Here is a 26,585-nt window from a genome sequence, read left to right as displayed (position 1 = left end):
ATCAGAACGGTCTTGATCTCATTCGCGGGCACTCCGAGGGCGGAGAGGTTCGCCACCACGGCGCTGTAGAGGGCTTTCTTGGCTTCCAGCGATCGTCCGGAAAACAGGAAAATCTCGATGCGTGTATAGCGCTCCGATCGGCCCGTTGGAACGATCCGGGTGGCGTCATCATGGAGGTCGAGCACGACATCGCGGTCGTAGTCAGGGATTTTAGCGCGGCGAGCAGGGCGTCCTGGACGGCTCCGATCACCTGGGCCTCGATGCCGCGGGCCCAAATGCCGGTCGTGATCCGAGTGCTTGGCATGATACGTCCTGCTCTTGCTTGTTGGGTTGAGGGTGGGCGCGGCGCTCGCGCGCCTTGCCCACCTTCCATTATCGCTCACGCCATCGCGCGTTCGGGCAAGAGCTCGGCGATCTGCACCGCGTTCAGCGCGGCGCCCTTGAGCAGCTGATCGGCCGCGACGAACATCGAGATCGAGTGGCCAGAAGGATCGCTCAGATCCTTGCGGATGCGGCCGACCAGCACGTCGTCCTGACCGGAGGCGTCGATCGGCATCGGGAAGTAGTTCTTGGCGCGATCGTCGACGATCTTGACGCCCGGCGCCTGCGCCATGATCGCGCGGACCTGGTCCTCGGTGATCGGCTTCTCGCATTCGAAGGTGATCGCCTCGCAATGCGCGCGCAGCACCGGCACCCGCACGCAGGTCACGCCGATCGCAATCTTGTCGTCCTCGAAGATCTTGCGGGTCTCCTTGATGACCTTGGTCTCTTCGTCGTTGTAGCCGGTCTCGGGGTCAACAGCCGTGTTGTGGTTGAACAGGTTGAAGGCGTAGGGGTGCGGCATCACCTTCGGCGTGTAGACCTGTCCGTTGAGACTGGCGCGGGTCGATTCGACGAGCTCTTCCATTGCAGCAGCACCGGCGCCGCTCGCGGCCTGATAGGTCGAGATGATCACGCGCTTGATGCGGTTCTTCTGGTGGATCGGCCATAGCGGCACCAGCGCGGTGATGGCGGCGCAGTTCGGGTTGGCGATGATGCCCTTGTGGTCGCGGATGCGGTTGGCGTTGATCTCGGGGATCACCAGCGGCACGTTCGGATCCATCCGGAACGCCGAGGAATTGTCGACCACGACCGCACCGGACTTCACTGCCAGCGGCGCGAACTTCTTCGAGATGCCGCTGCCGGCCGAGAACAGCGCGATGTCGACACCCTCGAAGGCGCGCTCGGTCAGCTCCTCGATCACGACCGGCTTGCCGCGGAACGCGACGGTCTTGCCGGCCGAGCGGGCGCTCGCCAGCGCCTTCAGCTTGCCGACGCGGAAGCCGCGCTTGTCCATGGTGGCGATGAATTCGGCGCCGACTGCGCCGGTGACGCCGACAATCGCGACGACGGGATCGTTACTCACTTTGTCCTCCATTCGGGGTTTGAGCGTGATCTTGTCGGAAAACCGGTTTCCACTTTTCCGGATCAGGCTGTGCTGCAGACAACAAAAAAGCCCCGGACCTTCATCAGGCGGGGCTTCGGGTAGAGAGATGCGGTTCGACCGACTACGCGCGCACGCCTCCCGAGGCCCCGGAGGGCTTGGTGGTTTTGGTGGTGCGTTTGGTCGCGGTGATCATGGTTCGGACTTATGCGGCAGAGATCGGCGTCCGTCAACGGCTTTTGGGCGAAAATCTGGCAGGCCTCACCGTCGCCGTGCGCCGGGCGGCTCGAGGATCACCTCTTTCAGATCGCTGCCGGCGAGCACCACGATCACGAAATTCAGCTTGCCGCGCTCGCGCATCAGGCCGCCGCTGATCGCCTTTCCCGAGGTCGAGCGTTCGGCGACGCGCACCGCATCCGACAGACGGTGCCGGAGCGCCTTGAGCACGACGAGGTTGCCGCGGTCCTCGGCGCCCAGCGACGTCAGCGGCGAGGCGGCCTCGCCACCCACCACTTCACCGGTCGCAGCGTCGATGGCGTGGTGCCAGATGCGGTCCTGCTGCATGGTCTTGACCCGGTAGACCGCGGGAAGCGATGCGCCGTCAAAGCTGATGTCGGCGGTGATCGCACCGGAGTGCAGCGCCTCCGCAATCGCCATCGCCTTGCGCAGCGAAATCTGGGCGGCCTGGAAGCTGTCGAGCTCGCGGCGAACCGCATGCACGTCGAGCGCGTTGTCATTGTCACGCGGGGTGAGGGCCGCGGCAGCCGAACTCGTGATCGCATGGGCCGGCGCCGCGAAGGGCAGGGCCAGCAGCGCGGTTGCAAGCAGCCGCGTTCCCAATGCCAAATACCTCAATGCGCGCAATCGTCCTGTCCTCATCGTCGAACCTGTATCGAACTTTGCGCGTTGCCCGCGCTTGCAGCGGCCGCGCGGGCCGAGAAAGGTGCGGCCGACCCCGGTTAGTCAGAGGTCGGCCGCCGAACGTTCAGACAGAGCGATGGCGGCAGCCCCGTCGTGACGGTCGAAGTTACAAGTCGGCGCCAAAACCCTTGGGGGGCTGATCCGGATTCTGCGCCTCGTTGCAACTAAACAATACGGTTTCGTTCTGTTTCGTTCAAGGCTCATCACGGCAACGTGTAAGACGATGCAATGATCCTATAAAAACTGTCAGCGGGCCGGCCGGCGGCGCCCCTTTGCTACCTCTTTGGCCGCCTCCTTGGCGGCCTCGCGCAGCCGATCCTGCGGCCCGACGGCGCCCGCAAGGAACAGCCGGATCGAGACCTCCATCCGCGTCTCGGCGGTCTTCATGTCGATCGGGATCCCGAAGGTTGCCATCCGATGGGTGTGGCCGACCACCATGTTGAGGAAGGTCTCGGCCGCGATCGTGGTGTCCTCGAGATCGAGGGCGCCCTTGTCGACCAAGTGCTCGAAGAAATCCGCCGTCGTGGAAACCGCTTTCGACCAGCCCTCGTCGACGGCAAGTTTGGCGACCTCGGGGAAGTTGATCGCCTGCGCGGTCAGGATCCGGCTGAAGGCGATGGAGTCCGCGCTGCAATTCAGCACCAGCAACTGGCGGCCGAGATCGATCAGCCGCTCCTCGACCAAACCATCGCAATTGCCGTCGCCCTGCATTTCGGCAGCCGCGGCGGCGAGTGGGGCAAGCCAGCGGGCAATTTCGCGCCGTAGCACCGCGGCGAACAGGCCGCGCTTGTCGCCATACTGTCCATAGACGGTAGGCTTGCTGACGCGGGCGGCCTCGGCCACCGCATCGATCGACGTCGCATCAAAGCCACGCTCGAGGAACAGGCGGGTGGCAACCTCGATCAGCCGCTGGTCGCGCTCGATCGCGGCATCCCGGGTCGGCCGGCCGCCGCGTGACTTGATCACGCCGCGTTTGGCCGGCTGTTTGGCGCCCTTGGCCTTGGTTGCGGTCAATCCCATTGCCCATTCATCTCGTTGTGCGTCGGACGGGTCTGTCCGGTCTATAACCCGCGCGGTACGGATTCGTCCATTCGGTGGTACCGGAGGCGGGCCGCTCATGGCGGCGTCGCGGTCCAGGCGTACCCCGCGGCGGCCTTCTCGTATCCGTACTGATACAGCGCGCGCATATAGGCCGTATCGAAGCCTTGCGTCTCCGGCGCCGGATAATCGCGCTCGATATAGGACAAATGGAAGCCGAGGCGGTTGCGCTGGGCGAAATCATAGGTCGAGAGGATCACGGAGCGGGTTTGCGCCTGTGTGATCGCCGAAATGCTGCGGGAGGCGACGTCGATCGTGGAGTTCGACACCAGCTCGAAGTTTCCCTCGAGCTTCTTGTTGACCAGGATGTAGATGTTCATCCGGCTATTGGCCGGCCAGCTGCGCTCCCGGAACAGGAGTGCGTCCGGCAGCGTCAGCACCGGTGCCGTCACGCCGCCATCGACATGCATCTCCTGGAAGCGTTTTCCCTGGCCCTCGGCATCGATCATGATCGGCGGAAACACCAGCGGGATGCTGGCGGAGGCGGCCATCACGTCACGAAACAGCTGCAGCGCCTCGGGCGTTCCCACAGTGGCGATCCGCCCCATGTCCCAGATCACCGTGCGCTGGGTGTCGAGATCGGTGGTGACGATCAGGAGCTTTCGGCCCTTGGCGTTTTCGCGCGCCACCTCGCTCAGGATGTCCTGGCCGACGTAGCGCGCCACCAGCTCGCGCAGCCGCTTGTTGCCGAACAGGCCGGAGCTGAACAGCACCCGCATCAGGCTCGGGTCCTGCAGCAGGCTCTCCGCGATGCCTGAGGTGTAGACCTCCTTCAGCGTGTCATCGTAGCGCGGGCCAAGGAACGCAAAGGGCGCAATGAGTCCGCCGGTGCTGACGCCGGAGACGACCGAGAAGGCCGGGCGATTGCCGGCCGCGGTCCAGCCGTTGAGGACACCCACGCCGTAGGCGCCGTCGGCGCCACCGCCGGAGAGGGCGAGATAGGTCTTGATCGGGGCGACGTCGCTCTTGTCGAGCCGGAATTTGGACGCAGGCTCGTCGGCGTAGCGGCGCAGCCCGTCGAGATCGAGCACCCGTGAATTGACGGCGTCGGCCGCCGTGTAGGGCGTCCGCGGCAGCGAGCTGCAGGCCGCCAGCGCGAAGGCGAGGCCGCACAGCAGAGCGGCATGCCGGATCGCGCCGGCAGCCGTCGTGCGAGGGCGGATGCCCCGAGGCCGGGCGCTAGGGTGTGAAAACATCTCTGCCAGTCACGTCTCTGCGTGGATTGCGGCACGGCGGGAAGCCCGTTGCCTCATTATCGACATAAAACGATACGGTTTCGTTTTGTTTAACGTGGTGGCTGGCCCGAAGCAAGCGTCGATCCGGGTGCCGGCGTTCACGAAGTCGGGCGAGAGGCGTTATCCGACGGGTTGATCGGGCGTCAGTGACACGCAATAAGCAGCCGCATGAATCTTCCCAATCAGTTCGAGCTATTGGCAACCGACGGCGCTGCCCGCACCGGGCGCCTGACCACGCCGCATGGCCTGGTGCGAACGCCCGCGTTCATGCCGGTCGGCACGGCCGGCGCGATGAAGGGCATGCATTGGCGCGAGGTGCGCGATGCCGGCGCCGATATCGTGCTCGGCAACACCTATCATCTGATGCTGCGGCCGGGTGCCGAGCGGATCGCCGGGCTTGGCGGCCTGCAGCGCTTCACCGGCTGGGGCGGTCCGATGCTGACGGACTCCGGCGGCTTCCAGGTCATGTCGCTCTCGGAGCTGCGCAAGGTGACCGAGAAGGCCGTGACCTTCCGCTCGCATATCGATGGCGCCAAGGTCGAGCTGTCGCCGGAGCGCTCGATCGAGGTGCAGCTTCTGCTCGGCTCCGACATCGCGATGCAGATGGACGAATGCGTGCGGCTGCCCGCCGAGCGCGCCGACATCGAGCGGGCGATGCAGCTGTCGCTGCGCTGGGCCGAACGCTCCAAGCGCGCATTCGAGGCGGCGCCTGACGGCTACATGCTGTTCGGCATCGTGCAGGGCGGCGATGTCCCTGATCTCAGGCACGCCAGCGCGCGCGGGCTCACCGATATCGGCTTTCACGGCTATGCGATCGGCGGGCTGGCGGTCGGCGAGCCGCAGGCGGTGATGTTGTCGATGATCGAGGAGACCGCGCCGGCGCTGTCGGCCGATCGGCCGCGTTATCTGATGGGCGTCGGCACGCCGGAGGACATTCTCGAGGCGGTAGCGCGCGGCGTCGACATGTTCGACTGTGTGATGCCGACACGGAACGGGCGCCACGGCATGGCGTTCACCCGCTTCGGCCAGATCAACCTGCGCAATGCCCGGCACGTCGACGATCCGCGCCCGCTCGATGAAGAGAGCCCGTGGCCGGCGGCACGCAGCTATTCGCGCGCCTATCTGCACCATCTGGTGCGTGCGGGCGAAACGCTTGGGGCAATGCTGCTGTCCGAAATCAACGTCGCCTATTACCAGGAGCTGATGCAGGGCATCCGTGACGCGGTCACAAACGGCACATTTGAGACGTTCAGAACGAAAACGCGCGCCGGTTGGGCGCGCGGGGACATCGCTCCGAGGTGAGCTGTGTGATCAGTTGCACACGATCGGTTTGACCGTGTGCTTGGTGACGAACCCGTAACCACAGGTGTCGCAGGTCCAGAGATAGCTGATCAAATTGTCTTGGAGGTACGCGGACGCTTCTGCCGCGATCATGGAGTCCGCACACACCGGACAGGTCGGCAAATCGCTGCCGCGCGGATCGGGCCTGGACGCTGCGGTCGACAGAACTTCAGCGAGAGCTGGCATGTGACCTCCTTTGCGTTCTGAGCTGCACCTGACGAAAGTATATAGACGCACTTGTTTGACCTTGTCGCAACACAAATGCGTAGGTTTTACGTTATTTGCGCAGGTTCTCATTTTTGCGATGCAACGAATTTGTGCCTCGGCGGTTTCTCACTTGCGCGTCATGATGCGCTGCTTCTAATGAGAGAAGACCGCATATTCCCAGCATATCCCGCAACAGGAGCCGCCTGAATGGACGCGCCGTCGACAACGAGTGCAGTGCAACCCGGACGCGGCCGCGTCTTCGACTCCATCGTCGATGCGATCGGCTCGACCCCGATCGTACGCCTGCGCAGATTGCCGCAGGCGGGTGGCGTCCACGCGACGATCCTCGCCAAGCTGGAATACTTCAATCCGGCGGCCAGCGTGAAGGACCGCATCGGCGCGGCGATGATCGTGGCGATGGAGAAGGCGGGCATCATCAACGCCGACACCGTGCTGATCGAGCCGACCTCAGGCAATACCGGCATTGCGCTCGCCTATGTCGCCGCGTCGCGCGGCTATCGGCTGAAGCTCGTGATGCCGGAATCGATGTCGATCGAGCGGCGGCGCATGCTGGCCTTCCTCGGCGCCGAGATCGTGCTGACGCCGGCCGCGCAGGGCATGAAGGGCTCGATCGCTGCCGCGGAAGAACTGGTGCGCACGACGCCCAACGCGGTGATGCCGCAACAATTCAAGAACCTCGCCAATCCTGAAATCCATCGCCGCACCACCGCCGAGGAGATCTGGAATGATACCGGCGGCGACATCGACTATTTCGTCGCCGGCGTTGGCACCGGCGGCACCATCACCGGGGTCGGGCAGGTGCTGAAGCCCCGCAAGCCGTCCTTGCGGATCGTCGCAGTGGAGCCGGAGGAGAGCCCGGTGCTGTCGGGCGGCCAGCACACGCCGCACAAGATTCAGGGCATCGGCGCGGGTTTCATCCCTGACATCCTCGATCGCTCGGTGATCGACGAGATCGTCAAGATCAACAGCGCGACCGCGATCGAGACCTCGCGCGCGCTGGCGCGCAACGAAGGAATCCCCGGCGGCATTTCCTCGGGGGCCGCGATCGCGGCCGCCTTGCAGATCGGCAAGCGGCCGGAGGCTGCGGGCAAGACTATCCTGGCGATTGTGCCGTCGTTCTCGGAGCGCTATCTCTCGACGGCGTTGTTTGAAGGAATTTGAGACACAGGAATCCAGGATATGGCCGATCAGCCGAGGCGACCGCGAACCCTGAACGATGCCCGCAGCGAGGCCGAGGCGGCGTTCAAGCGCGCCACCACCAAGGTCGCGGACGCGGTGCCAAAGACTGTCGCCGTCCCCGGCGTCCGCGAGCAGGTCACGCTGCGGATCGATCAGGACGTGCTGCAATATTTCCAGGAGGGCGGCCCCGGCTGGCAGGACCGCATCAACGCGGCGCTGCGCAAGGCCGCCGGGAAGTAGCGCACTTCCAAAACAAGCAAGCCCGGGATGGTCCCCGGGCTTGTTGTTATGCGGCGGCCTGCGCGGCGGGCCGCGAGTGTCACCGTGCGCGCGCCAGCGCCGCTGCGCCCGGCTTCAGGTTCAGGAGGTTGCCGGCCAGGATCATGGCCGCGCCGAGCACCGTGTAGGCATCGAGCTGCTCGGCGTAGATCAGCCAGCCGACGATTGCCGTCAGCGGCACGCGGATGAAATCCATCGGGATCACCACGGTTGCGTCCGCGTGGAGCAGGGCGCGCGCCATGCAGTAATGCGAGAACGTGCCGCAGAACGCGATCGCAGCGAGCCAGCCCCAGGTCGAGAGCGGCGGCCAGGTCCAGACATAGAGCGCGGGCCCGATGCTCGCGAGCGATTGCACCACCAGCATCCAGAATAGGATCGTCAGCGTCTGTTCGGTCCGCGTCAGCGACTTGACCACCGCGACCGAGATCCCGAAGCCGACGGCCGCGGCGAGCGCGATCAGCTGGCCCGGATTGATCGCGCCGGTCGCCGGTCGCACGATGACGAACACGCCGACCAGGCCAAGCACGATCGCGACGATCTTCCAGGACGTCATCCGTTCGCCGAGAAAGCTTGCCGCCAGGATCGCGGTCCAGATCGGCATCGTGAACTCGATCGCGACCACCTGGCCGATCGGGATCAGTGTCAGCGCATAGAACCAGCCGAGCTGCGCGCAGAAATGAACCAGGTTGCGCGCGATGTGGACGTGCACGCGTGCGGTCTTCACGATCGCGAACCCGCCGTTCATGTGGATCAGCGGATAGAGCATCACGAAGCCGAGCACGCCGCGAACCGCCATCAGCTGGAACACGTTGACCTCGCGCGTCGCCTCGCGGCCGGCCACCGCCACGATCAGCATGAGCGCGAGCCAACCCGACATCCACAGCGCTGCGCGGGTTTTTGAGGGTGTGCGATCCATGACGGGAAACGAGGTGAGGGGTACCCGGTATCGGCGAGCCGATACGAATTTGCAACGTGCAATTCTGCCGGCGTGGTGATGTGTCGACCACGTGATCTCTGCTAAGCAGCATCGACCATGCTGTCATTCCGGGGCGCACGTGAAACGGGCGAACCCGGAATCTCGAGATTCTGGGTCTGGCTCTACGAGCCATCCCGGAATGACAATCACATCAGGAGGATCTGCTCATGCGTGTCTTGCAACCGGCCGAATGGTCGAAACCCCGCGGCTTCTCGCACGGTGTCGCGTTCGACGCTCCGGGCAAATGGATCGTGCTGGCGGGGCAGACCGGCGGCGACGAAAAGGGCGACTACGTCCCCGACATGGCAGCCCAGGTCGGCACGGCGCTGAAGCGCATCGTCAGGCTCTTGAGCGAAGCCGGCGCCGGTCCCGAGCACATCGTCCGCCTGACCTGGTACTTGACCAGCCGCAGCGAATACGAGGCCGCGGGCGCCGGCATCGGCGCGGCGTGGAAGGAGACGCTCGGGCGCAATTTCCCGCCGTCCACGCTGCTCTATATCGACGGGCTGGTCGATCAGCGCGCCAAGGTCGAGATCGAGGTCACGGCGTTCGTGCCCGCCGCATAGAGCGTTTTCGAGCGAAGTGGACGCCGGTTCGCGTGAAGAAAACGCGTCAAAAAAGGAATCTAGAGCATTCTCGGTTCTGATCCAATCAGAACCGAGAATGCTCTAGCAACGCCGAGACGCGTGCGACGTCATTGTTGCGCGGCCAGCAAAAAGCCCTCGGGGATGACCCGAGGGCTTTATCTCGTCGGCAGAGCGATCGATTACTTCGACAGCGTGATGTTGGCGCCGCGGAACTGGCTGTCGGGCCTGATGGTGACGGACTGCTTGTTGCCGGAGGTGCGCATCGAGATGTCGGCGTTGAAGCCGGGAGCGCTGGCAACGACCTGGAAGTTGCCGCCGCCGCCGCGACCTCGCAGGTCGCCGCTGACATTGCGGCTGGTCTCGCTCCACGAGCCTCTGACGGCGCTGCCTTCAGCCTGCACGTCGGCAGCCAGGTTGAACTTGTAGGCGTCGCTGGCGCAGGTCAGGCTCATGGTCATGTTCGGGCCGCCGACACGGTAGGTCGCGCGGCAGCGAATCCGCTCGCTGGAGCCGTCGTCGAGCGTGACCGAGCCGCCGCCCGACCAGGTGCCAGCCATGCCGGCGAACGGGCTGGACTGCGCATGGCCTGCGGTGCCGGCCAATGCAGTCACGAAAAACGCGGCGGCTGCAAATGCTGGCCGCCGCGCGCTGGCGAAGAAACTTGATAGGCTGGTGATCTTACTGACGGGACGCTTCCCATCGGCCGCTGCACGGTACGCCAGCTGATGCCCCATTCCACTTCCCCGATCCGGAGTTGCCACTGAGTTGTCCGTTCGCATATGCACCATTGATCGAGACTCGCACAAGTCCCCCGCTGCCCACGGTGCCGGAGATCGCCGCACCCTGCGCCGAGATCTTTCCTTCGACGACATTCACCGTCGAACTGGACGACGGCTCGCAGCTACCGGTCTTCGTGACGACTGTGACGCTCCAGAGGCCGTCATAGGGCTGCTGCGCGGACACGGGAGCAGCGGTGAGGGCAGCAGCCGAAGCGACCGAAGTGACCAAAATCAGGTCGCGAATGCGGATCGAACGCATGAATCAAATCCCTGTAATTTCGTGTGATGACGCGGCTTATCCTGTCACAATGTGTTCAAAATTTGCTGCGTCGCGGGAGCCCCAGAATGTTCCTGTGAACTCAAACACATCATGGTGAATCTGGTTCCGGATCAGGAACGAGAAATTTGCCTACGCGACTCACGAAATGAGGTATCTAAGTACCTTATTTCGCCTTAGTGCTTGGTACCGCTTAGGTTTGGCGCCTTGGTTGCAAACTGCTCATCCTGCGGCTTGGCCGGCAGCGAGCCGTTGACCTTGCCGTAGTCGATGACCTCGGCGAGCAGACGCAGACCGAGCGGCGCCAGCGCGCGCTCCCACAGTTCGCGGGCGGTCTCGCCTTTCTTGACGAACACCCAGTCCTGCGCCGCGATTGCGCCCGCGTCCATGCGGTCGGCGAGGTGATAGATGCTGCCGCCAGCGATCGGATCGCCTTCCTTGATGGTCCACTCCACCGCCGCGATGCCGCGGTGGCGGGGCAGCAGCGATGGGTGGTACCCGACACCGCCAAGCTTGGCCACGGCAAGCGCCTCCTTGCTGACGCGGGCGTGGCTGTGGGCGGTCACGATCAGATCGGTGCCCGGGGCGATCTCGGCGGCCGTGACCAGCTTGGGGGCGGCCTGAACGACGACCTCGATGCCGGCCGCCCTGGCCGCTGCCGCCAGCCGGTCCTCGCCGTCATGGACGACCACCCTGACGAGCGTGACGTGATGCTCGCGCAGCATGTTCAGGGTCGTCACGCCGAAATGGCGGGAACCGACAAGGGTAATGCGCATGGGATGAATTCCGTGGGGGTTATTCTGGGTCTATTCGGGCTGCCGCTATGCCGATAGCACACCGCGGCGGCCTGTTTTGCTGTCCTGCCCGTTATCAACAAGCCGGCCGGGTGGCAATCTCAGGCCGCCGGCTGCTTGCTCACCAGAACCTTGTCGATGCGCCGGCCGTCGAGGTCGACGATCTCGAATTCCCAGCCCTGCGCCGTGGTTTTGGCGCCGACATCGGGGATGGCGCCGAATTCATGCAGCAGGAAGCCGGCCGCGGTCTGGTAGGGGCGCGGAGAGGGCAGCGCGATGCCGAGCAGTTCGCTGAATTCGAGCGCGGGCATCCAGCCCGAGATCAGATAGGAGCCGTCGTCGCGCCTGACATAAGCGGGCTCGGCCGGACCTTCCTCGGTATGGAAGGCGCCGACGATGGCCTCAAGGATATCGGCGCTGGTGACTACGCCCTGGAAGGTGCCGTATTCGTCATGCACGAGGCCGATATGCACTGCGGAGTCGCGCAGGATCGCGACCACGTCGCGGGCGTCCACCGTTTCCGGGATGATCGGCGCATCGCGCGTCAGCGCGCGGATGTCGGGCGCCTGGCCGGCGAGGTAGACGTCGAGCACGTCCTTGGCCTGCACGATGCCGAGCGCATGATCGCGGTTGCCGTCGAACACCACGCAGCGCGAGTGGCTGCTCTTCTGCAGCGTTGCGAGGATCTCGGGCGCGGGAGCGGCGAGGTCGATCAGGCTGACTTCGTGGCGCGGCGTCATCACGGCGCCGACCGGCAGATCGCCGAGCCGCATCACGCCGGCGATCATCTCCTTTTCGCCGGGCTCGAGCACGCCGGCGTTCTCGGCTTCCACCACCAGCGTCTTGATTTCGTCCTCGCTGACGCGGTCCTGCGCATCCTCGCGATGGCCGAGCAGCCAGAGCAACGCCTTGCCGGAGCGGTCGAGCAGCCACACCACCGGCAGCGACAGTTTTGCCATCACCGTCATGGCAGGCGCAGCCTTGACCGCGATCGACTCCGGATCGCGCAGCGCGATCTGTTTCGGCACCAGTTCGCCGACGATCAGCGAGGCATAGGTGATCACGCCGACGACGATGCCGACACCGGCGGCGTCGGCGACGTTTGCCGGCAGTCCGAGCTCGAACAGCCATTGCGAGAGGCGCTGGCCGAGCGTTGCGCCCGAGAAGGCGCCCGACAGCACGCCGATCAGCGTGATGCCGATCTGCACGGTGGAGAGGAATTTTCCGGGATTGGAGGCCAGCGCAAGCGCACGGCGCGAACCGCTGACGCCGCGTTCGACCAGCGCCGCGAGGCGCGCCGGACGAGAGGAGACGATGGCGAGTTCCGACATCGACAACAGACCGTTGACGACGATCAAGACCGCCACGATCGCGAGTTCCAGATATAACACGGGAGTCCCTGAGCTTGGGCGGCGTCGGCCGCTGCACGACGCCCTATATAGGCATACCGGCGCGGCTTTGCTGCGCCCTGTCGGACGTCCCTGCACAAGCAGAGCGTGCGTATGGCGCGCATGCAGCAGGAGATCGCGGCATTTTGGCGCGCGGGCTGATGTGGCGATTGGAGCCGCGGTTCGTGGATGCCCGCGTCACGGTATCAAGCTCTACGCGAGTATCCGCAGCTCCGGTTTGGCGAACTTTCTTGCAGGCGATGCAGGCTGTCTCGGCGCTCGTTCGGCAGCCTGCAGCTGCGTGCGCAAATCGGCACTGCACTGCTTCATCTGGTTGCGCAATTCGCGGCGGGAAAACGCGGTGAGCGAGGGGTCCGCAAGCTGCTGCCAGGCCTTGCGCAGCCATTCCTGCAGCTCGCGAATATTCCGATCCAGAATCTTCTGATCCAAAATCTTCTGATCCAAGACGTCGGGCTGGGTCATGCCGCCAAATCCCACGAAGTGATCAGTTGCAAGGTAACGCTGATTCGCGCCGTTTCACCTAACGCTATGTTGCGCGGGTGAGCTTGAGGCGGCGAGAGCTGCACGGGCAGGCGTGCCGATATCCGCGTCAGCTGGCGTTGCCGGATCCTGCGCGCAGGAAATCCACCACGATCGGCAGCGCGAGGACGAGCGCTGCCAGCACCGAGAGATGGCGCGTCTGCGCGGTGGAGAGGCCGAGATCGTATTGAGCTAGATAGGCAAGCATGATCGCTGCGTAGGCAGCAACGCAGACCGCCACCACGATGCTCACGAAATCGGTCTTGCTCTGCATGACGACACCGCGTTGTTGCCGACGCGGTGTAGCGCGGCTCAGCCTTTGCCAACTATGAGCCGGTTCACGGGCGCGGCGCCCGCCGTGCCAACGAGCTCCGCGGATCGCTGCGGTCAACCGCCGGCAACGTTGCTCACGCGTACCGCAACAGGGAGTCCGCGCCGTCGCGCGGGCGATGGAGAATTCTGGCGCGCTGTGGCGACCTGGCCTGCTGCCAGCAGGCTTCGCGAGGAGCGTTGCCTTGAGCGTTGCCTTGGCTTCCGCGCGGAAGCTTGACCGGGATGTGGGGCGACGTGCTCACCACACGCGGGCTTCCGTCGGAATGGGTCTGGCCGTTAAGCAACGTCTCGAGCAACAGAATGAATTTCTCGGCAAGCATGGGCGTAGCCTTCGTCGTCCAATTCCTGTAAGTCGCGGCTTCCTCTCGAAAATTCGATCAACAAAATGCGAGCCGCAGCCGACTTGGCAATGCTGCGCCGCGAGCCCGTCCATGTGCAATCCGGGAGACTACCGGCGTCCGCCGGCTCAGGTCGCGCGCTGTTGAGGCGAGAAGGCGGGTCTGGATCCCTCGCAGCCAGCAGCCGCGGGGCCATGAGCCAAACCCTCGAAGCGCCAAAGCGTCGTCAGCGATACCGTGCCACAGCGCTCGCAGCGAAGCGGTGTGTCGCCATGCAAATATCGTCCGCGCCGGAACAGTTGAGGCGACGCGATTTCCTTGCAACTCGGGCAAGCCAGCGCCAGCTTGCTCGTCTTCCAGCGTCGAAATAATCGAAACACCGTACCCTCAGCGTTTCCGAGACGTGCGATGGGGGCTATTTAGCGATCGACACCCCTGCGTGGAAAGGTGCTGAACGTCGCAGCTGCGGGTTTTGTAGCATCCGGCCCACGGGGCCTTTGCCGAGAATCGGGACGGAATGGTTGCCAAATCCCTACCGGCGGGCCACCCAGCGCGTGATCTCATCACACCGTTCCTTCAAGGATGTACGCTAGCGATAGCGACCATGGATCGGCAGCAAGATATTGATGAGGGTATCGTACCGGCGCTGCGCCGCAGCTACGGGCGGGTGGCCTGGTGGATCGTGCGACTCAATCGCGTATTCGAGCCGTCGCGCGCCGCCGAGCCGTCACGGACCGAGGTGCCGTCGCGCACGGCCGTCCCGCCACGGCGACCGGTCCCGCCGCGCCCGGAATAGTCATCACCAGAATACCGGTACCCCCTGTATCGGCCGCTCGACCGGACTGCTATGCATGCGCCATCCGCGGACTTTCGGTCCGCCGTTTTTGACGATGCAGCCGCGCGGCGGCGCAAGCGACGGGAAGGACTGACACAATGATCGAGACGGTTGGCATCATCGGCGCCGGAACCATGGGTAACGGCATCGCGCAGATCTGCGCGGCGGCGGGGCTTGCTGTCACCATGGTGGATATCTCCGACGCGGCGGTGCAGCGCGGCCTGAAGACGGTCGGGACCAGCCTCGATCGCCTGGTCGCCAAGGAGAAGATGACGGCGGCCGATCGCGACGCGACGCTCGGGCGCATCACCGCGACCACCGACAAGTCGAAGCTTGCCGCCTGCGATCTCGTGATCGAAGCGGCGACCGAGAACGAGGAGCTGAAGATCAAGATCCTGAAGGATCTCTGCGCCGGGCTGAAGCCGAGCGCGCTGGTTGCGACCAACACCTCGTCGATCTCGATCACCCGCCTGGCGGCCTCCACCGATCGTCCTGATCGCTTCATCGGGATGCACTTCTTCAATCCGGTCCCGGTGATGGCGCTGCTCGAATTGATCCGAGGCTTGCAGACCTCCGACGACACCGTCGCCAAGGCCGAAGCCTTCGCCAAGCGCGTCGGCAAGGTCGCGATCACGGCGAAGAACAGCCCGGGCTTTGCGGTCAACCGCATCCTGTGCCCGATGATCAACGAGGCGATCTTCGCGCTGCAGGAAGGCATTGCGACGGCCGAGGAGATCGATGCCGGCATGAAGCTCGGCTGCAACCATCCGATCGGCCCGCTCGCGCTTGCCGACCTGATCGGGCTCGACACCATGCTGTCGGTGATGGAGGTGTTCTACACGGGCTTCAACGACCCCAAGTACCGGCCGGCGCCGCTGCTGAAGGAGATGGTCGATGCAGGCCATCTCGGCCGCAAGACCGGGCAGGGGTTCTATAGCTACAGCAAGTAAGGTCGCGCCGCGCGGCCAACACCGTAGTCATCCGGGATGGATCGCGCCTGTGACCTGACGTAAACGCAGACCTCTGATCCGCCACGTGAGGCGGGGGACATCAGACACGAGGCCCGGGCTCCTAGGCACACCGGGCCTCGTGTTTTTTGTGGGGTCCTGAACTCAGTTCGCGGAGGCGACCGGCGTGATGCGGGTTTCTTCGGGATCGGCGCCGAGCAGGCCGACGAGATACTTCTAGTCGTCCGGCATCTTTTCCTCGAGCGTGGCGGGCGTGTAGGGCTCGTGCCCGGAATCCTTGCTGGCAAGGAAGACGCTCGCGGTCACCGCGAAGAACTCCAACTGGTTCTTCAACGCGTAGGCCTCCTTGGCGAACAACTCCTCTGACTTGGCCTGGCCGAGGAAGCTCTTAGGCTTGTTCTCATGGCCATCCGGCATCAGCCGGCCTGTTCATGCTGAAAAGGGCCTTGAACCTTCCTTACAACGCTCGCTCACAGCTTCTTGAGGCGGCGACCGGAAACCTCGCACATCTCGCCGGCGTACCTACATCAGTAGCTGGGTGCCGATTGAGGAAGGAAGCAGGATCATGCGCAGGACGAATTGGGCAATTCTGGCGTTTGCGGCGCTCGGAACGAGCTGGATTGTCGGCTCCGCATCGCCGGCGGTCGCCGATTCCTATGATTATCCCTGGTGCATCCAGGGCAAGCAGGAGGGGTATCCCGGCTATTGCGGGTACCAGACCTACCAGCAGTGCCAGGCGGCGGCGTCAGGCCGCGATGCCTATTGCGGCGTCAACCCGCGCGTTGCGTTCAGCCAGCAGCGGATGGCGCCGCGGGCGATCCGCTAAGCGGCCGTCGGCCGTGCGGCCATCAGGCACGATGATTGCATTGCCAATAGTCAGACAGTTACCCCCTCGGAGGGCAGACCCTCTTGGAGAGCAAATGGGCGAGATCATCAGGTTTATCTCGAAGTCCGAACGGGAGCGCGCGTCTGATCCGCGAGGCCCGGGCGAACTACGAGCGCATCTTTCCATCGGCCGGTTCGACCGACGTGGAAGGCGCGGCGGTCGAGGGCGACGCAGGCGGGGCCTCGTCGAAATCGTAGCGTGCCGGTCTTGCACCCGAGTTTTGCACCCGAGAGACGGCTGACGCCGCAATGTGGAAACGAATCTGGCAAACTTGGACGATTGACAGGCCGGCCGCGTTTGGCGATTGGCTCTGGCAGGTTCTGGTCGTGGAACTCGCTGCCTTGCTCGACCGGCTGACACTGCGCAAGCTGATTGCGCTGATCCCGGTCGTCATCTTGATCGGCGCCTATTGGCATCGGATTCCGCTTCCTCCCGAGTTGATGCTGGTTGGCGATGTGCTGGCCTATATCGACATTTTCTCGATGATCTTCCTGATCGGCTTCTTCACGCGCGTGGCGACCGTGCTGGCCGTCGTCCGCCAGGCGATCGATTCTATCAGCTGGATGCTGCGGCGTGTGCCGACGGCGCTGCGCAGGCTCGATATCCGTCACCGTCGCGCAAGCGACACCATCCGCGGCAAGCGGTCCACGCGCGCGAGCACCGACGAGGAGGACGCCGCTGTCATACCCGGTCTTGCCTGGGCCTAATCCGGGACGATGTGCGGTGAAGACCGCGAGTGCTCCGCTAGCGCGGCTGCCCGGCCTGCTCATCGCCGTCGTCGGCCGGCAGCCGGGCCGGGCTGCGCGCGGAGGCGCCGTTCTGGCTACGCCGGTGCGAACTGGAGAGATCGGTCGCGCCCTGCCGGGATCGATGAAATGCGAGACCCATCTGGAAGCTCCAGACACCGAACAGCACGGCACCTGCCACACAGGCGGCCACGAAGGCCCAATCGCGCTTCTTCATCTGCTTCAACAACGCCAAATCAATGCCGCGCCGGCCGCGGCCCGCTCCAGCGAAATCTCTCGCAACGATGCCTGCAAAGCAAAACTCCGGCAGTCTGAAACGATCGAACGCGCTTGCCGATCCGCGCAGCTCACTCCCGCGCCGGTCACGGAGCGGTGATTATCAAATCATGCATCCAGAAACACTCGGACCAGCTAGTCCGGCCCCCGCAACAATCTTGCCAAACTTTCACTAGGTCGCGGGCGCAGTGAGTTCGACAATGCGGAACCTAATCGGACGAATCGCAATGACCGAACTTGAGGAGCTTCGATACTTCGAGCATCAGTGCCTGGAGATGGCGAAGCAATCCACGCTGCCGGACGCGCGTCGCGCGCTCCAGATCCTGGCGCGCAACTACGCCACCGCGGCCGAGGTCCTCGAACGGCGCGCACAATCTGCCAACACCGCGCTCGCGCAATTGTTTCGATGCCTGAGACTGTGACGAGGGGAGGTACCGGCATGGCCCGAGGCCGCGCGGATGATCGTGGTATCGGAGGTGACAGTCGCTGCGGTCTCCTTGAATGCGTTCAACATGCGCGAGAATGCGGTCTTTGAGGCAAGCTACCGCGACCGCGGCTTCGTGATCCGCGGTCATGACTGGGACGACGAGCAAGTCCTGAGCACATCTTACGGTAACACAAAGAGGGCCCCGCTTCGGCGGGGCCCTCTTTGTGGGCCGCAAGGCACGTGCCCGCTCATACAGCTAGGAACTTTGGCTTCTCGGCCAGATTGTCCGGTCGGAATTGAGCGGAGGAGGCTTGCATGAACCAGTTGATTTATCTGGTCGGACTGATCGTGGTCATTCTTGCGGTATTGTCGTTCTTTGGATTGCGGTAGACGCATCATGGACACCGATCGAAGCGTTGCTGACGTCGTCGACAATAAGGGCGGCTTGCGGCTGCAATGGAGTCCGGTTTTCGCGGGCGCGCTCACCGCTTCGGCCTTGTCGCTGATCCTGATCAGCTTCGGAGCAGCAGTTGGATTGGGCGTGAGTTCGAGCTCGCCATCGTGGCGTGATGCATCGGCCGCGCTCGCGCTGCTATCCGGGCTGTACCTGATCCTTCAGGCCCTGGTGAGCCTTGGCGTCGGCGGCTACATCGCCGGCCGAACGCAACGTGTGGTCGGTGCGACGCCGGCCGACGTGGTCGAAAGCAACGACGGACTTCATGGGCTGACCACCTGGGCGCTCGCCGTTGTCATGGGCGGGACAATCATCGCGCTGGTTGGCTTGTCGGCCGCTCGCCCGGTGATCCAGAGCCGGCCTTCTGCGACGGCTGCGGAGCAGTTGCTGAGCGCCGAGCTCGATCGCTTGTACCGTTCGGTGCGGCGTCCGGCCAATCTCGACATCGGTTACGAGCGGGCGGAGGCGGGCCGCATCCTGCTGACCAGCTCCGGCCACAGCGGCGTCAACACGGAAGATCGCAGCTATCTGATCCAGCAGGTCGCGGCCGCGACCGGTCTGCCTGCTGCCGAGGCCGAGAAGCGCGTCGACAGTGTCATCGGTGATGCCAAAACCGCCATCCAGCGATCGCGGCGCAGCTCTGTAATCCTTGCATTCTCGGTTGCGGCGGCGCTGTTGTTCGGCGCGGTCGCAGCCTGGGCCGCAGCCTGTGCAGGCGGCCGGCACCGCGACGGCGCGGCGCTGCCGGAGTGGATGGGCGGCACGCCAAGAAACCAAGTGCCGGTGGTCTGATGCAATCGTGAATGTGCTTCGATGGAGAGGATAATGGCAACGATTTTGGTTATGGATCACACCGGCGACACAAGGCAGTATTTCGATCCCGAGGACGGCGAACAACTGGCCTGGGCGAATGCGCGCTTCGCCGAGCTGACATCGGACGGCTACACCGCCGCAGTGCGAAGATCTTCCGGCGAAGCGGCGCTCGTCCGCGCGCTCGATCCAACCGCCGAGGAAACATTGTTCTATCCCAGGCTGGTGGGCGGCTGACGCCATGATCGCCCGCCTGCGCGGCGTGTCTCCGCTGTCCGTGCTGCAGCACGCCGCCGGCACGCTGCGTGCGACGCTGGTCGCGATCCGGGAGCGCTGGCAGGCTTATGAACGAAAGGAGGCGCGCGGGCTGGCGCTGATGTCCGCATGGCTCTCGCCGGAGCAGCGATCGCAATTTGAAAAGCACAACCGCTTCGACGTCATCGGCTCGGAGTCCGGCAAGCGTTATCGGATTTGCTACGGCACGTCGACCAATGTCTATGAGATGGACGGCCGCGACCGCGTTGTCCTCGGCTGGTGCTTCCGGCCTGTCGGTTCGCTGGTGGCGGGCGACGTGATGCTTGCCCAGAAGATCGCATTGGAAACCGATGAGCGCGCGACGCTCATGGTGGCGCGGCCATTCCCGAGTTCCTCTCCGCCACGCGCGACGCTCCCTCAAGCCCGGTAAGCCCTAGGTCCGCTCGCCGGCCACACGCTACCGCGAATGCAACTTTCCCTGGCGTCCCGATCCTGCTGCGCAACGGCTCGGTATGGAGTAGCGCCATCATCAATCACAGCACCTATCCCAACTTCGGTGAAGTGAAGGTGTCCTTCCCGGTCTGTGCGGGCAGACCGATCGAGCGCATCGGCGAGCAGATTCTGAAGCATTGCGCGAGGACCCGCGGATCGAGGCGCGACCCGCGCCCGAAGTGCACGTCTCGAAAGTGGCCGACATCTCCGATGCCGTGCATCCGATCGTCGAACTTGACGGTCAGTGCAAAGGCAGAGCCGGCCGATGCGGACCCCGTGAAGCATCGGCTCTTGGACCTCGTCACCACAATGCTCACCGACGCAAGCGCCACGCGGCCGAAGCCGTGACGCGCAGCGGGGTAAGGAACGTCGATCACCCTGCCGGGTTGTCCGATGCCGACTTGCAGTGGACATCGCCATGCGCGCCAACGCCCGACCGTCACCCAACCTCATCGCCCGATCTTACCTCGCGGACTTGCGACAATGGAACGGGCACCTCGTGACCGGCTACGCGCTGGCATGCGGCTTCATGCGCTTCAATCGTCCGCGCGACGCCATTCAGGACTAGCGATGGCCCCCCGCTCGAATTGGCCGAACGACCTGATGCTCGCTGGCGCAGCCGCGCTGGCGACCTTGGCGATCTATCGCCACGTGTCACGATCGGAGACGCCGTGCGTCCCAGGGCGGCGTGCGGAGCCCGTACTCGCCGAAGCGCAAGAGCGTGGACGGCTGGCTCACACGCCGCTTCAGATTCCGGCCGCCGGCTGGAAGGACATTCTGCTGCGTACCTATCAGCAGATCGACGAGGACCGGCTGCTGGCGACCGCCGCCGGCGTCGTGTTCTACGGGCTGCTCGCGATCTTTCCGGCCATCACGGCGCTGGTCTCGAGTTACGGCCTGTTCGCCGATCCGTCCACGATCTCATCCAATCTGCAAAGCCTGGCGCTGATGCTGCCGGAAGGTTCATTTGCCATCGTCCAAGACCAAGTCGCCCGCGTGCTCGCGAAGGGGTCTTCGACGCTCGGCCTTACCTTTGCCTTCGGTCTGCTGATCGCGATCTGGAGCGCCAACGCTGGAATGAAGGCGGTCTTCGATGCGCTCAACGTCGTCTATGAGGAGAAGGAAAAGCGCGGCTTCGTCAAACTGAACCTGATGTCCCTCTCTTTCACAATCGCAGCGCTCATTTCGGTCATGTTGATGGTAGGGGCCGTGGTGGTCGTGCCGCTTCTGCTCCAGCAGGTCGGACTGGGCACACGGGCCGAACTCATCATCCGGCTCGGGCGGTGGCCCGTCCTGGTCCTCCTGCTCCTCGTCGCGCTGGCGGTGCTCTATCGCTACGGCCCCAGCCGGAGCACGCCGCGCTGGCAATGGCTGAGCGTTGGTGCCGTTGCCGCGGCCGTGCTGTGGCTGATCGGTTCGGCGCTGCTGTCTTGGTACCTCGCGAATTTCGGCGATTACAACGCGACCTACGGCTCGCTTGGCGCGGCCATTGGCCTGATGACCTGGATGTGGATGTCCGCCATCATCGTGCTATGTGGGGCAGAATTGAATTCAGAAATCGAGCATCAGACTACCATCGATTCGACCGTGGGCCGCGGGAAGCCGCTCGGGGTGCGCGGCGCAAGGATGGCGGATACGGTCGGCAAGGCTTCGTAGCGAGACCGACGTCGCCGCTGCACCGGCAAGCTTTCATTAACCCGACTCACACAAGGTTCGTTCTAGGCCGTCTGGATGGGCCGCTTGCGGAAGGCCGCCACGCGTAGCAGCGTGGCGGCTTTTTGCGTCTAACCGCGTTACAGGAGACGACCGATGGACTACGGCGCCTTCACCGACGCCAGCTTGAAGATGATGTATGAAGCCGTCCGCGGCGCGCTCGCGGCCGACGATGAGTTCGAGGCCTACGGCGAAGAGCCAAAATTCCGGGTCCGCTCGACGCCCGAGTGGAAACGGCATGCCGGCAGTCTTGAGGCCGAGATGCTAAGGCGAGGGCTCCAGGTCGACATCATCGACTGGACGGGCGGTCAGGGCGAGCTTCCGCTGACCGACGCCTGAAGTCAGGCCGCAGAAGGTGTGTCGCGCCCGCAACGCCACAAGAGTTCCGTTAGGCGTTGGAGCTTTTCGGACTTCACTGTGTGGCAATTTCCCGATCTAATAATGGCGGACCTGAGGCGAATATTTTTACTTCCAAGGCGTTCATTTTAGGTCAGGTTCAGGAGGCCGCTGTCCAGCGCCAGCGGCTTCCTCGTATTGCTTCATTTCGTATTGCTTCATTGATTGCAAAGAGATTGTTCGATGCCCCTGCAGGTGTGGACCCTTGTCGCATCGATCGGCTGGACCGCCATTGTGGGCGTGATGCTGCTCTATATGATTTTCGGACCGAGCTAACGGGATCGAGACGTTCGGGTCTTGAGACGTTCAAGTCTTGAGAGGTTCAAGTCTTCGCGGCAGCGGATATGGCTATCCGCTTCAATTTGCAGAAACAGCTGACGGGGCAGAGGCGGCCTCAATTCAGCTTCTTCCGATCGAGCAGCTCACACTCAAGACAGACGGAACAGGGACGATGATGGCGTAGCGCCGGCTGCCATCGATTGCCAGCCTGATCCGGCCGACGCTTGGGCGCGAGACGGCATCAACCGCCCGAACGGGCCGCGCGCAGCAGCACGAGCGAATTCTGTGATGCAGGGTCCTCAGGTTCCAGGTTCCCGAGACACGAAATCTTCGCCACCGACAAATTGTCGCACTGGGCGAGTTCCGCAGCATCGTCTCGTACTTAATGTCAAGCCTTTGGCCGGGGACTACCTCTAAATCTCCCGCCTAAATTGTCTTTTTCATTGTTCAATCAATCACTGCATATTGAGTGGGGAGATTTTTCATTGCCGCTCCAATCCGCCTGAACGGCCTCGATTGGATTTCCGTCACCCGATCAGCTCGACCCCCTACCTGAGCCCAGCAGCTTTTCGCTGCTGTACGGTGTTCGCATTCCTGGGCTCTCGAGCGGTTCATTCTGGTTCGGTGATTAGCACGCAGGTTCTTCTGCCGATTTCTGAGTTCTGCCGACTACGCGCATTGCACAGCCACCATTGATGACGGGAAGAGAATTTCACCATGGCAACATTCACAGGCACGTCAGGTCCAGACACCCTGATCGGAACACCCAACGGTTCGAACACAGACGACACGCTGTCGGGGCTCGACGGCAATGACACGCTGATCGGCGGCGATGGCGCCGACTCCCTTGACGGCGGCAACGGATTTGACTTCGCATCCTACAGCGACTCCGGCACCGGGGTTGTGGCAAGCCTGCTGAACCCGGGTAATAACACGGGCTTTGCGGCCGGGGACACCTACACATCGATCGAAGGGCTGATCGGCAGCAACTTCAACGACACTCTTGAAGGCAACGGAACCGGCTCTTTCCTGCAGGGCGGACTGGGAGCTGACTCGATCAGAGGCGATTCAGGCATCGATTACGCCGACTACGCGAATTCGGTCGCCGGACTTGTGGTCGACCTCGCCGATCCCACCCAGAACACCGGGGAAGCGGCCGGCGATACATACTTCGACATCAGCAACATCAGTGGGTCGGCGTTCGACGACACGCTGATCGGCGATGCCAACAGCAATTTCCTGCGCGGCGGCCTTGGCGCGGACTCCCTCGATGGCGGAGCAGGCTTCGACTATGCCGATTATGGCAATTCGTCTGCCGGCCTCGTCGTCGATCTCGCAGACCCTACGCAGAATACGGGTGAAGCTGCCGGAGATACGTTCACATCGATTGAAGCCATCCAGGGAAGTGCCTTTGACGATACCCTGATCGGCGACGCAAACAGCAATAACTTGCGCGGCGGTGCCGGTGCCGACTCGCTCGATGGCGGCGGAGGCACTGACTACGCAGACTACGGCAACGCTGCGACGGCAGTCGTTGCAAGTCTCGCAAATCCGGCCAGCAACACCGGCGATGCTGCTGGTGATAGCTATACCTCGATCGAAGGCATCATCGGCTCGGACTTCGACGACACGCTGACGGGCGATGGGGGAAATAACAATCTGCGCGGCGGTCTCGGCGCCGACGCGTTGGACGGCGGAGCCGGCAATGACGTTGCCGAATATATCACCGCCAGCGCTGGCCTGCTTGTGAGCCTCGCAAATCCTGCCTTGAACACGGGCGAGGCGGCCGGAGACACTTACATCTCGATTGAGGGGCTGAGAGGGTCAGACTTCAACGATACCTTGATCGGTGATGCCGGGGACAACCTGCTGGACGGCGCAGGCGGGGCAGACTCGCTCGTCGGCGGTGCGGGCAATGACATCTATATTCTCAATGACCCCGGCGATGTCATTACCGAGAACCTGGGAGAGGGTACCGACACTGCGGTTGTCACAGGCAACTTCAACTACACGCTCGCTGCCAACGTCGAGAACCTCACGATTGAGACCTCTGCGAATGTTTCTGGCACCGGCAACGCGCTCGCAAATGTCATCACTGGCGGGGCGGGCAACAATGTGCTGGACGGCGGAATCGGCGCCGACACCATGGCCGGCGGGCTCGGCAACGACACCTATTTCGTCGACAATGCCGGCGATGTGGTGACCGAAAACCCCGGCGAGGGCACCGACACCGTTCACTCGACCATCGACTACACCCTGACCGCCAATGTCGAGAACCTGATCCTCGACGGCACCGGCAATCTCGCCGGCACCGGCAACGCGCTCGCAAATACCATTACCGGCAATTCCGGCAACAACACGCTGGATGGCGGGGCTGGCGCCGACACGATGGCCGGCGGGCTCGGCAACGACACCTACTACGTCGACAATGTCGGCGATGTGGTGACCGAGAACCCCGGCGAGGGCACCGACACCGTTCACTCGACCATCGACTACACCCTGACCGCCAATGTCGAGAACCTGATCCTCGACGGCACCGGCAATCTCGCCGGCACCGGCAACGCGCTCGCAAATGTTATCACCGGCAATTCCGGCAACAACACGCTGAACGGCGGGGGTGGCGACGACACGCTGGATGGCGGGGCTGGTGCCGACACGATGATCGGCGGGCTCGGTAACGACACCTACTACGTCGACAATGCCGGCGATGTGGTGACCGAGAATCCCGGCGAGGGCACCGACACCGTTCACTCGACCATCAACTATGCGCTGACCGCCAACGTCGAGAACCTGATCCTGGACGGCACCGGTAATCTCGCCGGCACCGGCAACGCGCTGAACAACGTCCTGACCGGCAATTCCGGCAACAACACGCTGGACGGCGGAATTGGCGCCGACACCATGGTGGGCGGGCTCGGCAACGACACCTATTTCGTCGACAATGCCGGCGATGTGGTGACCGAGAACAGCGGCGAGGGCACCGACACCGTTCACAGCACCATCAACTACACCCTGACCGCCAACGTCGAGAACCTGATCCTCGACGGCACCGGCAATCTCGCCGGCACCGGCAACGCGCTCGCAAATGTTATCACCGGCAATTCCGGCAACAACACGCTGGACGGCGGAATTGGCGCCGACACGATGGCCGGCGGGCTCGGCAACGACACCTACTTCGTCGACAATGCCGGCGATGTGGTGACCGAGAACAGCGGCGAGGGCACCGACACCGTTCACACCACCGTCACCTACAGCCTGGCCGCAAACGTCGAGAATCTGATCCTCGATGGATCCGGCAACCTCACCGGCAGCGGCAACGCATTGAACAATGTTTTGACAGGCAATGCCGGCAACAATTCCCTCTACGGCAACGACGGTAATGATACCGCCTACGGAGGTGCTGGAGCTGACATCCTCGTTCTCGGCAACGGCGACGACTATGGCGATGCCGGCGACGGCAACGACTACATCTATGCGGGAGCCGGCAATGACGTTCTGATCGGCGGCGCCGGTCTCGACGTTCTGCTGGGTGAGGACGGCAATGACGTGGAGTATGGCGGTTCCGGCTTCAACTATCTGTTTGGCGGTGCCGGCACCGACACCTTGATCGGTTCGGGAGGTACTGCCGCGAGCGATGTCAACGTGATGTATGGCGAAGCCGGTGCCGACTACCTCTATGGCGGGCAAGGCACCAACTACTTCTACGGCGGCACCGGCGTCGACACGATGTTCGGCGGCTCAGGCCTGAACATCTTCATCTCGTCGGGCGAGACCGACGGCAATGTCATCTACGGCGGTTCTGGCCAGAACTATGTCTACGGCTCCAACGGCGGCGATACGGTGACCGGCGGCAGCGGCGTCGACGTGTTCCTGATGGGCAGCGGGGCCGACAACATCACTGGCGGCGGCGGGGTCGACTATGCCTGGGGGGGCGCTGGCGCAGATACCTTCAACATCAGCGACGCCAGCCAGGAGATCATGGTCATCCAGGACTTCAATACAGGCGGAGTGAATGACTTCGTGCGCTTCGCGGGCACATCGCTGCATTCATTCGCCGATGTCCAGGCCCACGAGACCTACGTTGCCGGGATCAACACCACGATCATCACCGACGCCGCGGGCAGCGCGGTTTGGCTGATCGGCGTCGCGCCGGGACAGCTGGACGCGAGCATGTTCAAGTTCAGCTGAGAACCGACGCCGTGATCGCTTGAACTTGTCAGACCTACGAAAGAAGGCCGCCCGTCGAGGCGGCCTTCCTGTTTTCAAACGTCCAGCGCTGGGCCGTGAATTCCCGGTGCCGATAGCGCGGCAAGGACCACGCCCATCAACTGT

30 protein-coding genes and 1 pseudogene are annotated in these 26,585 nt (G+C 63.6%); 15 read left to right on the top strand and 16 right to left on the bottom strand.

All coding sequences use genetic code 11. The annotated features are described in order from the left end of the window. Nucleotides 1–32: 32 nt before the first annotated feature. The 5 genes and pseudogenes from HAP54_RS37665 to HAP54_RS37645 form a co-directional block, all read right to left on the bottom strand. A pseudogene (locus HAP54_RS37665) lies at nucleotides 33–185 on the bottom strand (tautomerase family protein); the annotation flags it as partial. Between the two features lie 194 nt (nucleotides 186–379). Continuing rightward, on the bottom strand, nucleotides 380–1,417 hold the full coding sequence (locus tag HAP54_RS37660; protein ID WP_166295731.1) for an aspartate-semialdehyde dehydrogenase: 1,038 nt from the start codon (nucleotides 1,415–1,417) through the stop codon (nucleotides 380–382). Between the two features lie 267 nt (nucleotides 1,418–1,684). Further along, nucleotides 1,685–2,269 carry a PepSY domain-containing protein gene (locus HAP54_RS37655; protein ID WP_312022787.1) on the bottom strand — a complete coding sequence of 195 codons (585 nt, stop codon included), beginning with the start codon at nucleotides 2,267–2,269 and terminating at the stop codon, nucleotides 1,685–1,687. Nucleotides 2,270–2,590: 321 nt separating this feature from the next. Further along, entirely contained in the window at nucleotides 2,591–3,364 is a 774-nt protein-coding gene (locus HAP54_RS37650; RefSeq protein ID WP_166295726.1) for a TetR/AcrR family transcriptional regulator, read from the bottom strand. A 95-nt stretch (nucleotides 3,365–3,459) separates the two neighbouring features. Then, complete coding sequence (locus HAP54_RS37645; RefSeq protein WP_224741602.1) at nucleotides 3,460–4,638, bottom strand: patatin-like phospholipase family protein; 1,179 nt, start codon at nucleotides 4,636–4,638, stop codon at nucleotides 3,460–3,462. Between the two features lie 207 nt (nucleotides 4,639–4,845). On the opposite strand from HAP54_RS37645, the gene tgt reads away from it, so the two are divergent. Beyond that, nucleotides 4,846–5,979: a tRNA guanosine(34) transglycosylase Tgt gene (tgt, locus tag HAP54_RS37640; RefSeq protein WP_166295723.1), complete on the top strand. Its 1,134-nt coding sequence runs from the start codon at nucleotides 4,846–4,848 to the stop codon at nucleotides 5,977–5,979. 9 nt (nucleotides 5,980–5,988) lie between these two features. On the opposite strand, the gene HAP54_RS37635 is transcribed toward tgt, so the two are convergent. Further along, nucleotides 5,989–6,204, bottom strand: coding sequence for a hypothetical protein (locus HAP54_RS37635; protein WP_029082628.1), 216 nt, complete (start codon nucleotides 6,202–6,204; stop codon nucleotides 5,989–5,991). A 228-nt stretch (nucleotides 6,205–6,432) separates the two neighbouring features. On the opposite strand from HAP54_RS37635, the gene cysK reads away from it, so the two are divergent. Then, nucleotides 6,433–7,407, top strand: a complete 975-nt coding sequence (cysK, locus tag HAP54_RS37630; protein ID WP_166295720.1) for a cysteine synthase A — start codon at nucleotides 6,433–6,435, stop codon at nucleotides 7,405–7,407. Nucleotides 7,408–7,425: 18 nt separating this feature from the next. Beyond that, on the top strand, nucleotides 7,426–7,665 hold the full coding sequence (locus HAP54_RS37625) for a BrnA antitoxin family protein (protein ID WP_029082626.1): 240 nt from the start codon (nucleotides 7,426–7,428) through the stop codon (nucleotides 7,663–7,665). A 79-nt stretch (nucleotides 7,666–7,744) separates the two neighbouring features. Here HAP54_RS37625 and HAP54_RS37620 read toward each other — a convergent pair whose 3' ends face one another. After that, nucleotides 7,745–8,620 (bottom strand): DMT family transporter, encoded by an 876-nt coding sequence (locus HAP54_RS37620; RefSeq protein WP_166295718.1) that lies wholly within the window; start codon nucleotides 8,618–8,620, stop codon nucleotides 7,745–7,747. Between the two features lie 227 nt (nucleotides 8,621–8,847). Here HAP54_RS37620 and HAP54_RS37615 point away from each other — a divergent pair, with 227 nt between their 5' ends. Beyond that, complete coding sequence (locus HAP54_RS37615; RefSeq protein WP_166295715.1) at nucleotides 8,848–9,246, top strand: RidA family protein; 399 nt, start codon at nucleotides 8,848–8,850, stop codon at nucleotides 9,244–9,246. Nucleotides 9,247–9,446: 200 nt separating this feature from the next. Here HAP54_RS37615 and HAP54_RS37610 read toward each other — a convergent pair whose 3' ends face one another. The 6 genes from HAP54_RS37610 to HAP54_RS37585 form a co-directional block, all read right to left on the bottom strand. Beyond that, nucleotides 9,447–9,824 carry a hypothetical protein gene (locus HAP54_RS37610; RefSeq protein WP_414645956.1) on the bottom strand — a complete coding sequence of 126 codons (378 nt, stop codon included), beginning with the start codon at nucleotides 9,822–9,824 and terminating at the stop codon, nucleotides 9,447–9,449. Nucleotides 9,825–9,945: 121 nt separating this feature from the next. Beyond that, nucleotides 9,946–10,305 carry a hypothetical protein gene (locus HAP54_RS37605; protein ID WP_084518554.1) on the bottom strand — a complete coding sequence of 120 codons (360 nt, stop codon included), beginning with the start codon at nucleotides 10,303–10,305 and terminating at the stop codon, nucleotides 9,946–9,948. A gap of 194 nt (nucleotides 10,306–10,499) precedes the next feature. Next, complete coding sequence (locus HAP54_RS37600) at nucleotides 10,500–11,099, bottom strand: formyltransferase family protein (protein WP_166295709.1); 600 nt, start codon at nucleotides 11,097–11,099, stop codon at nucleotides 10,500–10,502. A gap of 119 nt (nucleotides 11,100–11,218) precedes the next feature. Then, nucleotides 11,219–12,508, bottom strand: coding sequence for a hemolysin family protein (locus HAP54_RS37595; RefSeq protein WP_166295706.1), 1,290 nt, complete (start codon nucleotides 12,506–12,508; stop codon nucleotides 11,219–11,221). A gap of 210 nt (nucleotides 12,509–12,718) precedes the next feature. Beyond that, on the bottom strand, nucleotides 12,719–12,988 hold the full coding sequence (locus tag HAP54_RS37590; protein WP_029082620.1) for a hypothetical protein: 270 nt from the start codon (nucleotides 12,986–12,988) through the stop codon (nucleotides 12,719–12,721). Between the two features lie 127 nt (nucleotides 12,989–13,115). Beyond that, on the bottom strand, nucleotides 13,116–13,319 hold the full coding sequence (locus tag HAP54_RS37585) for a hypothetical protein (protein WP_166295703.1): 204 nt from the start codon (nucleotides 13,317–13,319) through the stop codon (nucleotides 13,116–13,118). Nucleotides 13,320–14,649: 1,330 nt separating this feature from the next. Between HAP54_RS37585 and HAP54_RS37580 the strand changes: the two genes are divergently transcribed. Further along, complete coding sequence (locus HAP54_RS37580; RefSeq protein ID WP_166295700.1) at nucleotides 14,650–15,501, top strand: 3-hydroxybutyryl-CoA dehydrogenase; 852 nt, start codon at nucleotides 14,650–14,652, stop codon at nucleotides 15,499–15,501. 234 nt (nucleotides 15,502–15,735) lie between these two features. Here HAP54_RS37580 and HAP54_RS37575 read toward each other — a convergent pair whose 3' ends face one another. Further along, nucleotides 15,736–15,936, bottom strand: a complete 201-nt coding sequence (locus HAP54_RS37575; RefSeq protein WP_166295698.1) for a hypothetical protein — start codon at nucleotides 15,934–15,936, stop codon at nucleotides 15,736–15,738. Between the two features lie 148 nt (nucleotides 15,937–16,084). Between HAP54_RS37575 and HAP54_RS37570 the strand changes: the two genes are divergently transcribed. Further along, nucleotides 16,085–16,345 carry a DUF3551 domain-containing protein gene (locus tag HAP54_RS37570; protein WP_175619281.1) on the top strand — a complete coding sequence of 87 codons (261 nt, stop codon included), beginning with the start codon at nucleotides 16,085–16,087 and terminating at the stop codon, nucleotides 16,343–16,345. A 401-nt stretch (nucleotides 16,346–16,746) separates the two neighbouring features. After that, nucleotides 16,747–17,112 carry a hypothetical protein gene (locus HAP54_RS37565; RefSeq protein WP_224741603.1) on the top strand — a complete coding sequence of 122 codons (366 nt, stop codon included), beginning with the start codon at nucleotides 16,747–16,749 and terminating at the stop codon, nucleotides 17,110–17,112. A 37-nt stretch (nucleotides 17,113–17,149) separates the two neighbouring features. Here the strand turns inward: HAP54_RS37565 and HAP54_RS37560 are convergent, their stop codons facing one another. Then, nucleotides 17,150–17,377 carry a hypothetical protein gene (locus tag HAP54_RS37560; protein ID WP_166295692.1) on the bottom strand — a complete coding sequence of 76 codons (228 nt, stop codon included), beginning with the start codon at nucleotides 17,375–17,377 and terminating at the stop codon, nucleotides 17,150–17,152. A gap of 277 nt (nucleotides 17,378–17,654) precedes the next feature. Here HAP54_RS37560 and HAP54_RS37555 point away from each other — a divergent pair, with 277 nt between their 5' ends. The 4 genes from HAP54_RS37555 (at nucleotide 17,655) to HAP54_RS37540 (ending at nucleotide 19,803) form a co-directional block, all read left to right on the top strand. Then, nucleotides 17,655–17,849 (top strand): hypothetical protein, encoded by a 195-nt coding sequence (locus tag HAP54_RS37555; protein WP_029082614.1) that lies wholly within the window; start codon nucleotides 17,655–17,657, stop codon nucleotides 17,847–17,849. 402 nt (nucleotides 17,850–18,251) lie between these two features. Then, entirely contained in the window at nucleotides 18,252–19,100 is an 849-nt protein-coding gene (locus HAP54_RS37550) for a hypothetical protein (RefSeq protein WP_166295689.1), read from the top strand. 33 nt (nucleotides 19,101–19,133) lie between these two features. After that, entirely contained in the window at nucleotides 19,134–19,355 is a 222-nt protein-coding gene (locus HAP54_RS37545) for a hypothetical protein (protein ID WP_166295687.1), read from the top strand. A gap of 4 nt (nucleotides 19,356–19,359) precedes the next feature. Further along, nucleotides 19,360–19,803, top strand: a complete 444-nt coding sequence (locus tag HAP54_RS37540) for a hypothetical protein (RefSeq protein WP_224741604.1) — start codon at nucleotides 19,360–19,362, stop codon at nucleotides 19,801–19,803. Between the two features lie 112 nt (nucleotides 19,804–19,915). On the opposite strand, the gene HAP54_RS37535 is transcribed toward HAP54_RS37540, so the two are convergent. After that, complete coding sequence (locus tag HAP54_RS37535) at nucleotides 19,916–20,242, bottom strand: hypothetical protein (RefSeq protein WP_166295684.1); 327 nt, start codon at nucleotides 20,240–20,242, stop codon at nucleotides 19,916–19,918. Nucleotides 20,243–20,283: 41 nt separating this feature from the next. On the opposite strand from HAP54_RS37535, the gene HAP54_RS37530 reads away from it, so the two are divergent. The 4 genes from HAP54_RS37530 to HAP54_RS37515 all read left to right on the top strand — a co-directional run bounded on the left by HAP54_RS37530 (nucleotide 20,284) and on the right by HAP54_RS37515 (nucleotide 26,441). Next, nucleotides 20,284–20,433, top strand: coding sequence for a hypothetical protein (locus HAP54_RS37530; RefSeq protein ID WP_166293436.1), 150 nt, complete (start codon nucleotides 20,284–20,286; stop codon nucleotides 20,431–20,433). A 2-nt stretch (nucleotides 20,434–20,435) separates the two neighbouring features. Continuing rightward, nucleotides 20,436–21,521 (top strand): YihY/virulence factor BrkB family protein, encoded by a 1,086-nt coding sequence (locus tag HAP54_RS37525; RefSeq protein ID WP_166295681.1) that lies wholly within the window; start codon nucleotides 20,436–20,438, stop codon nucleotides 21,519–21,521. 153 nt (nucleotides 21,522–21,674) lie between these two features. After that, the gene (locus tag HAP54_RS37520; RefSeq protein WP_166205107.1) at nucleotides 21,675–21,917 is read left to right on the top strand and encodes a hypothetical protein; all 243 of its coding nucleotides are present in this window, start codon (nucleotides 21,675–21,677) and stop codon (nucleotides 21,915–21,917) included. 1,053 nt (nucleotides 21,918–22,970) lie between these two features. Continuing rightward, the gene (locus tag HAP54_RS37515; protein ID WP_166295678.1) at nucleotides 22,971–26,441 is read left to right on the top strand and encodes a beta strand repeat-containing protein; all 3,471 of its coding nucleotides are present in this window, start codon (nucleotides 22,971–22,973) and stop codon (nucleotides 26,439–26,441) included. The last annotated feature ends 144 nt before the right edge of the window (nucleotides 26,442–26,585 follow it).

It is taken from the genome of Bradyrhizobium sp. 2S1, from assembly GCF_011516625.5.
Classification (GTDB): Bacteria; Pseudomonadota; Alphaproteobacteria; order Rhizobiales; family Xanthobacteraceae; genus Bradyrhizobium; species Bradyrhizobium septentrionale.
This window is presented reverse-complemented; position numbering and strand designations above follow the sequence as displayed.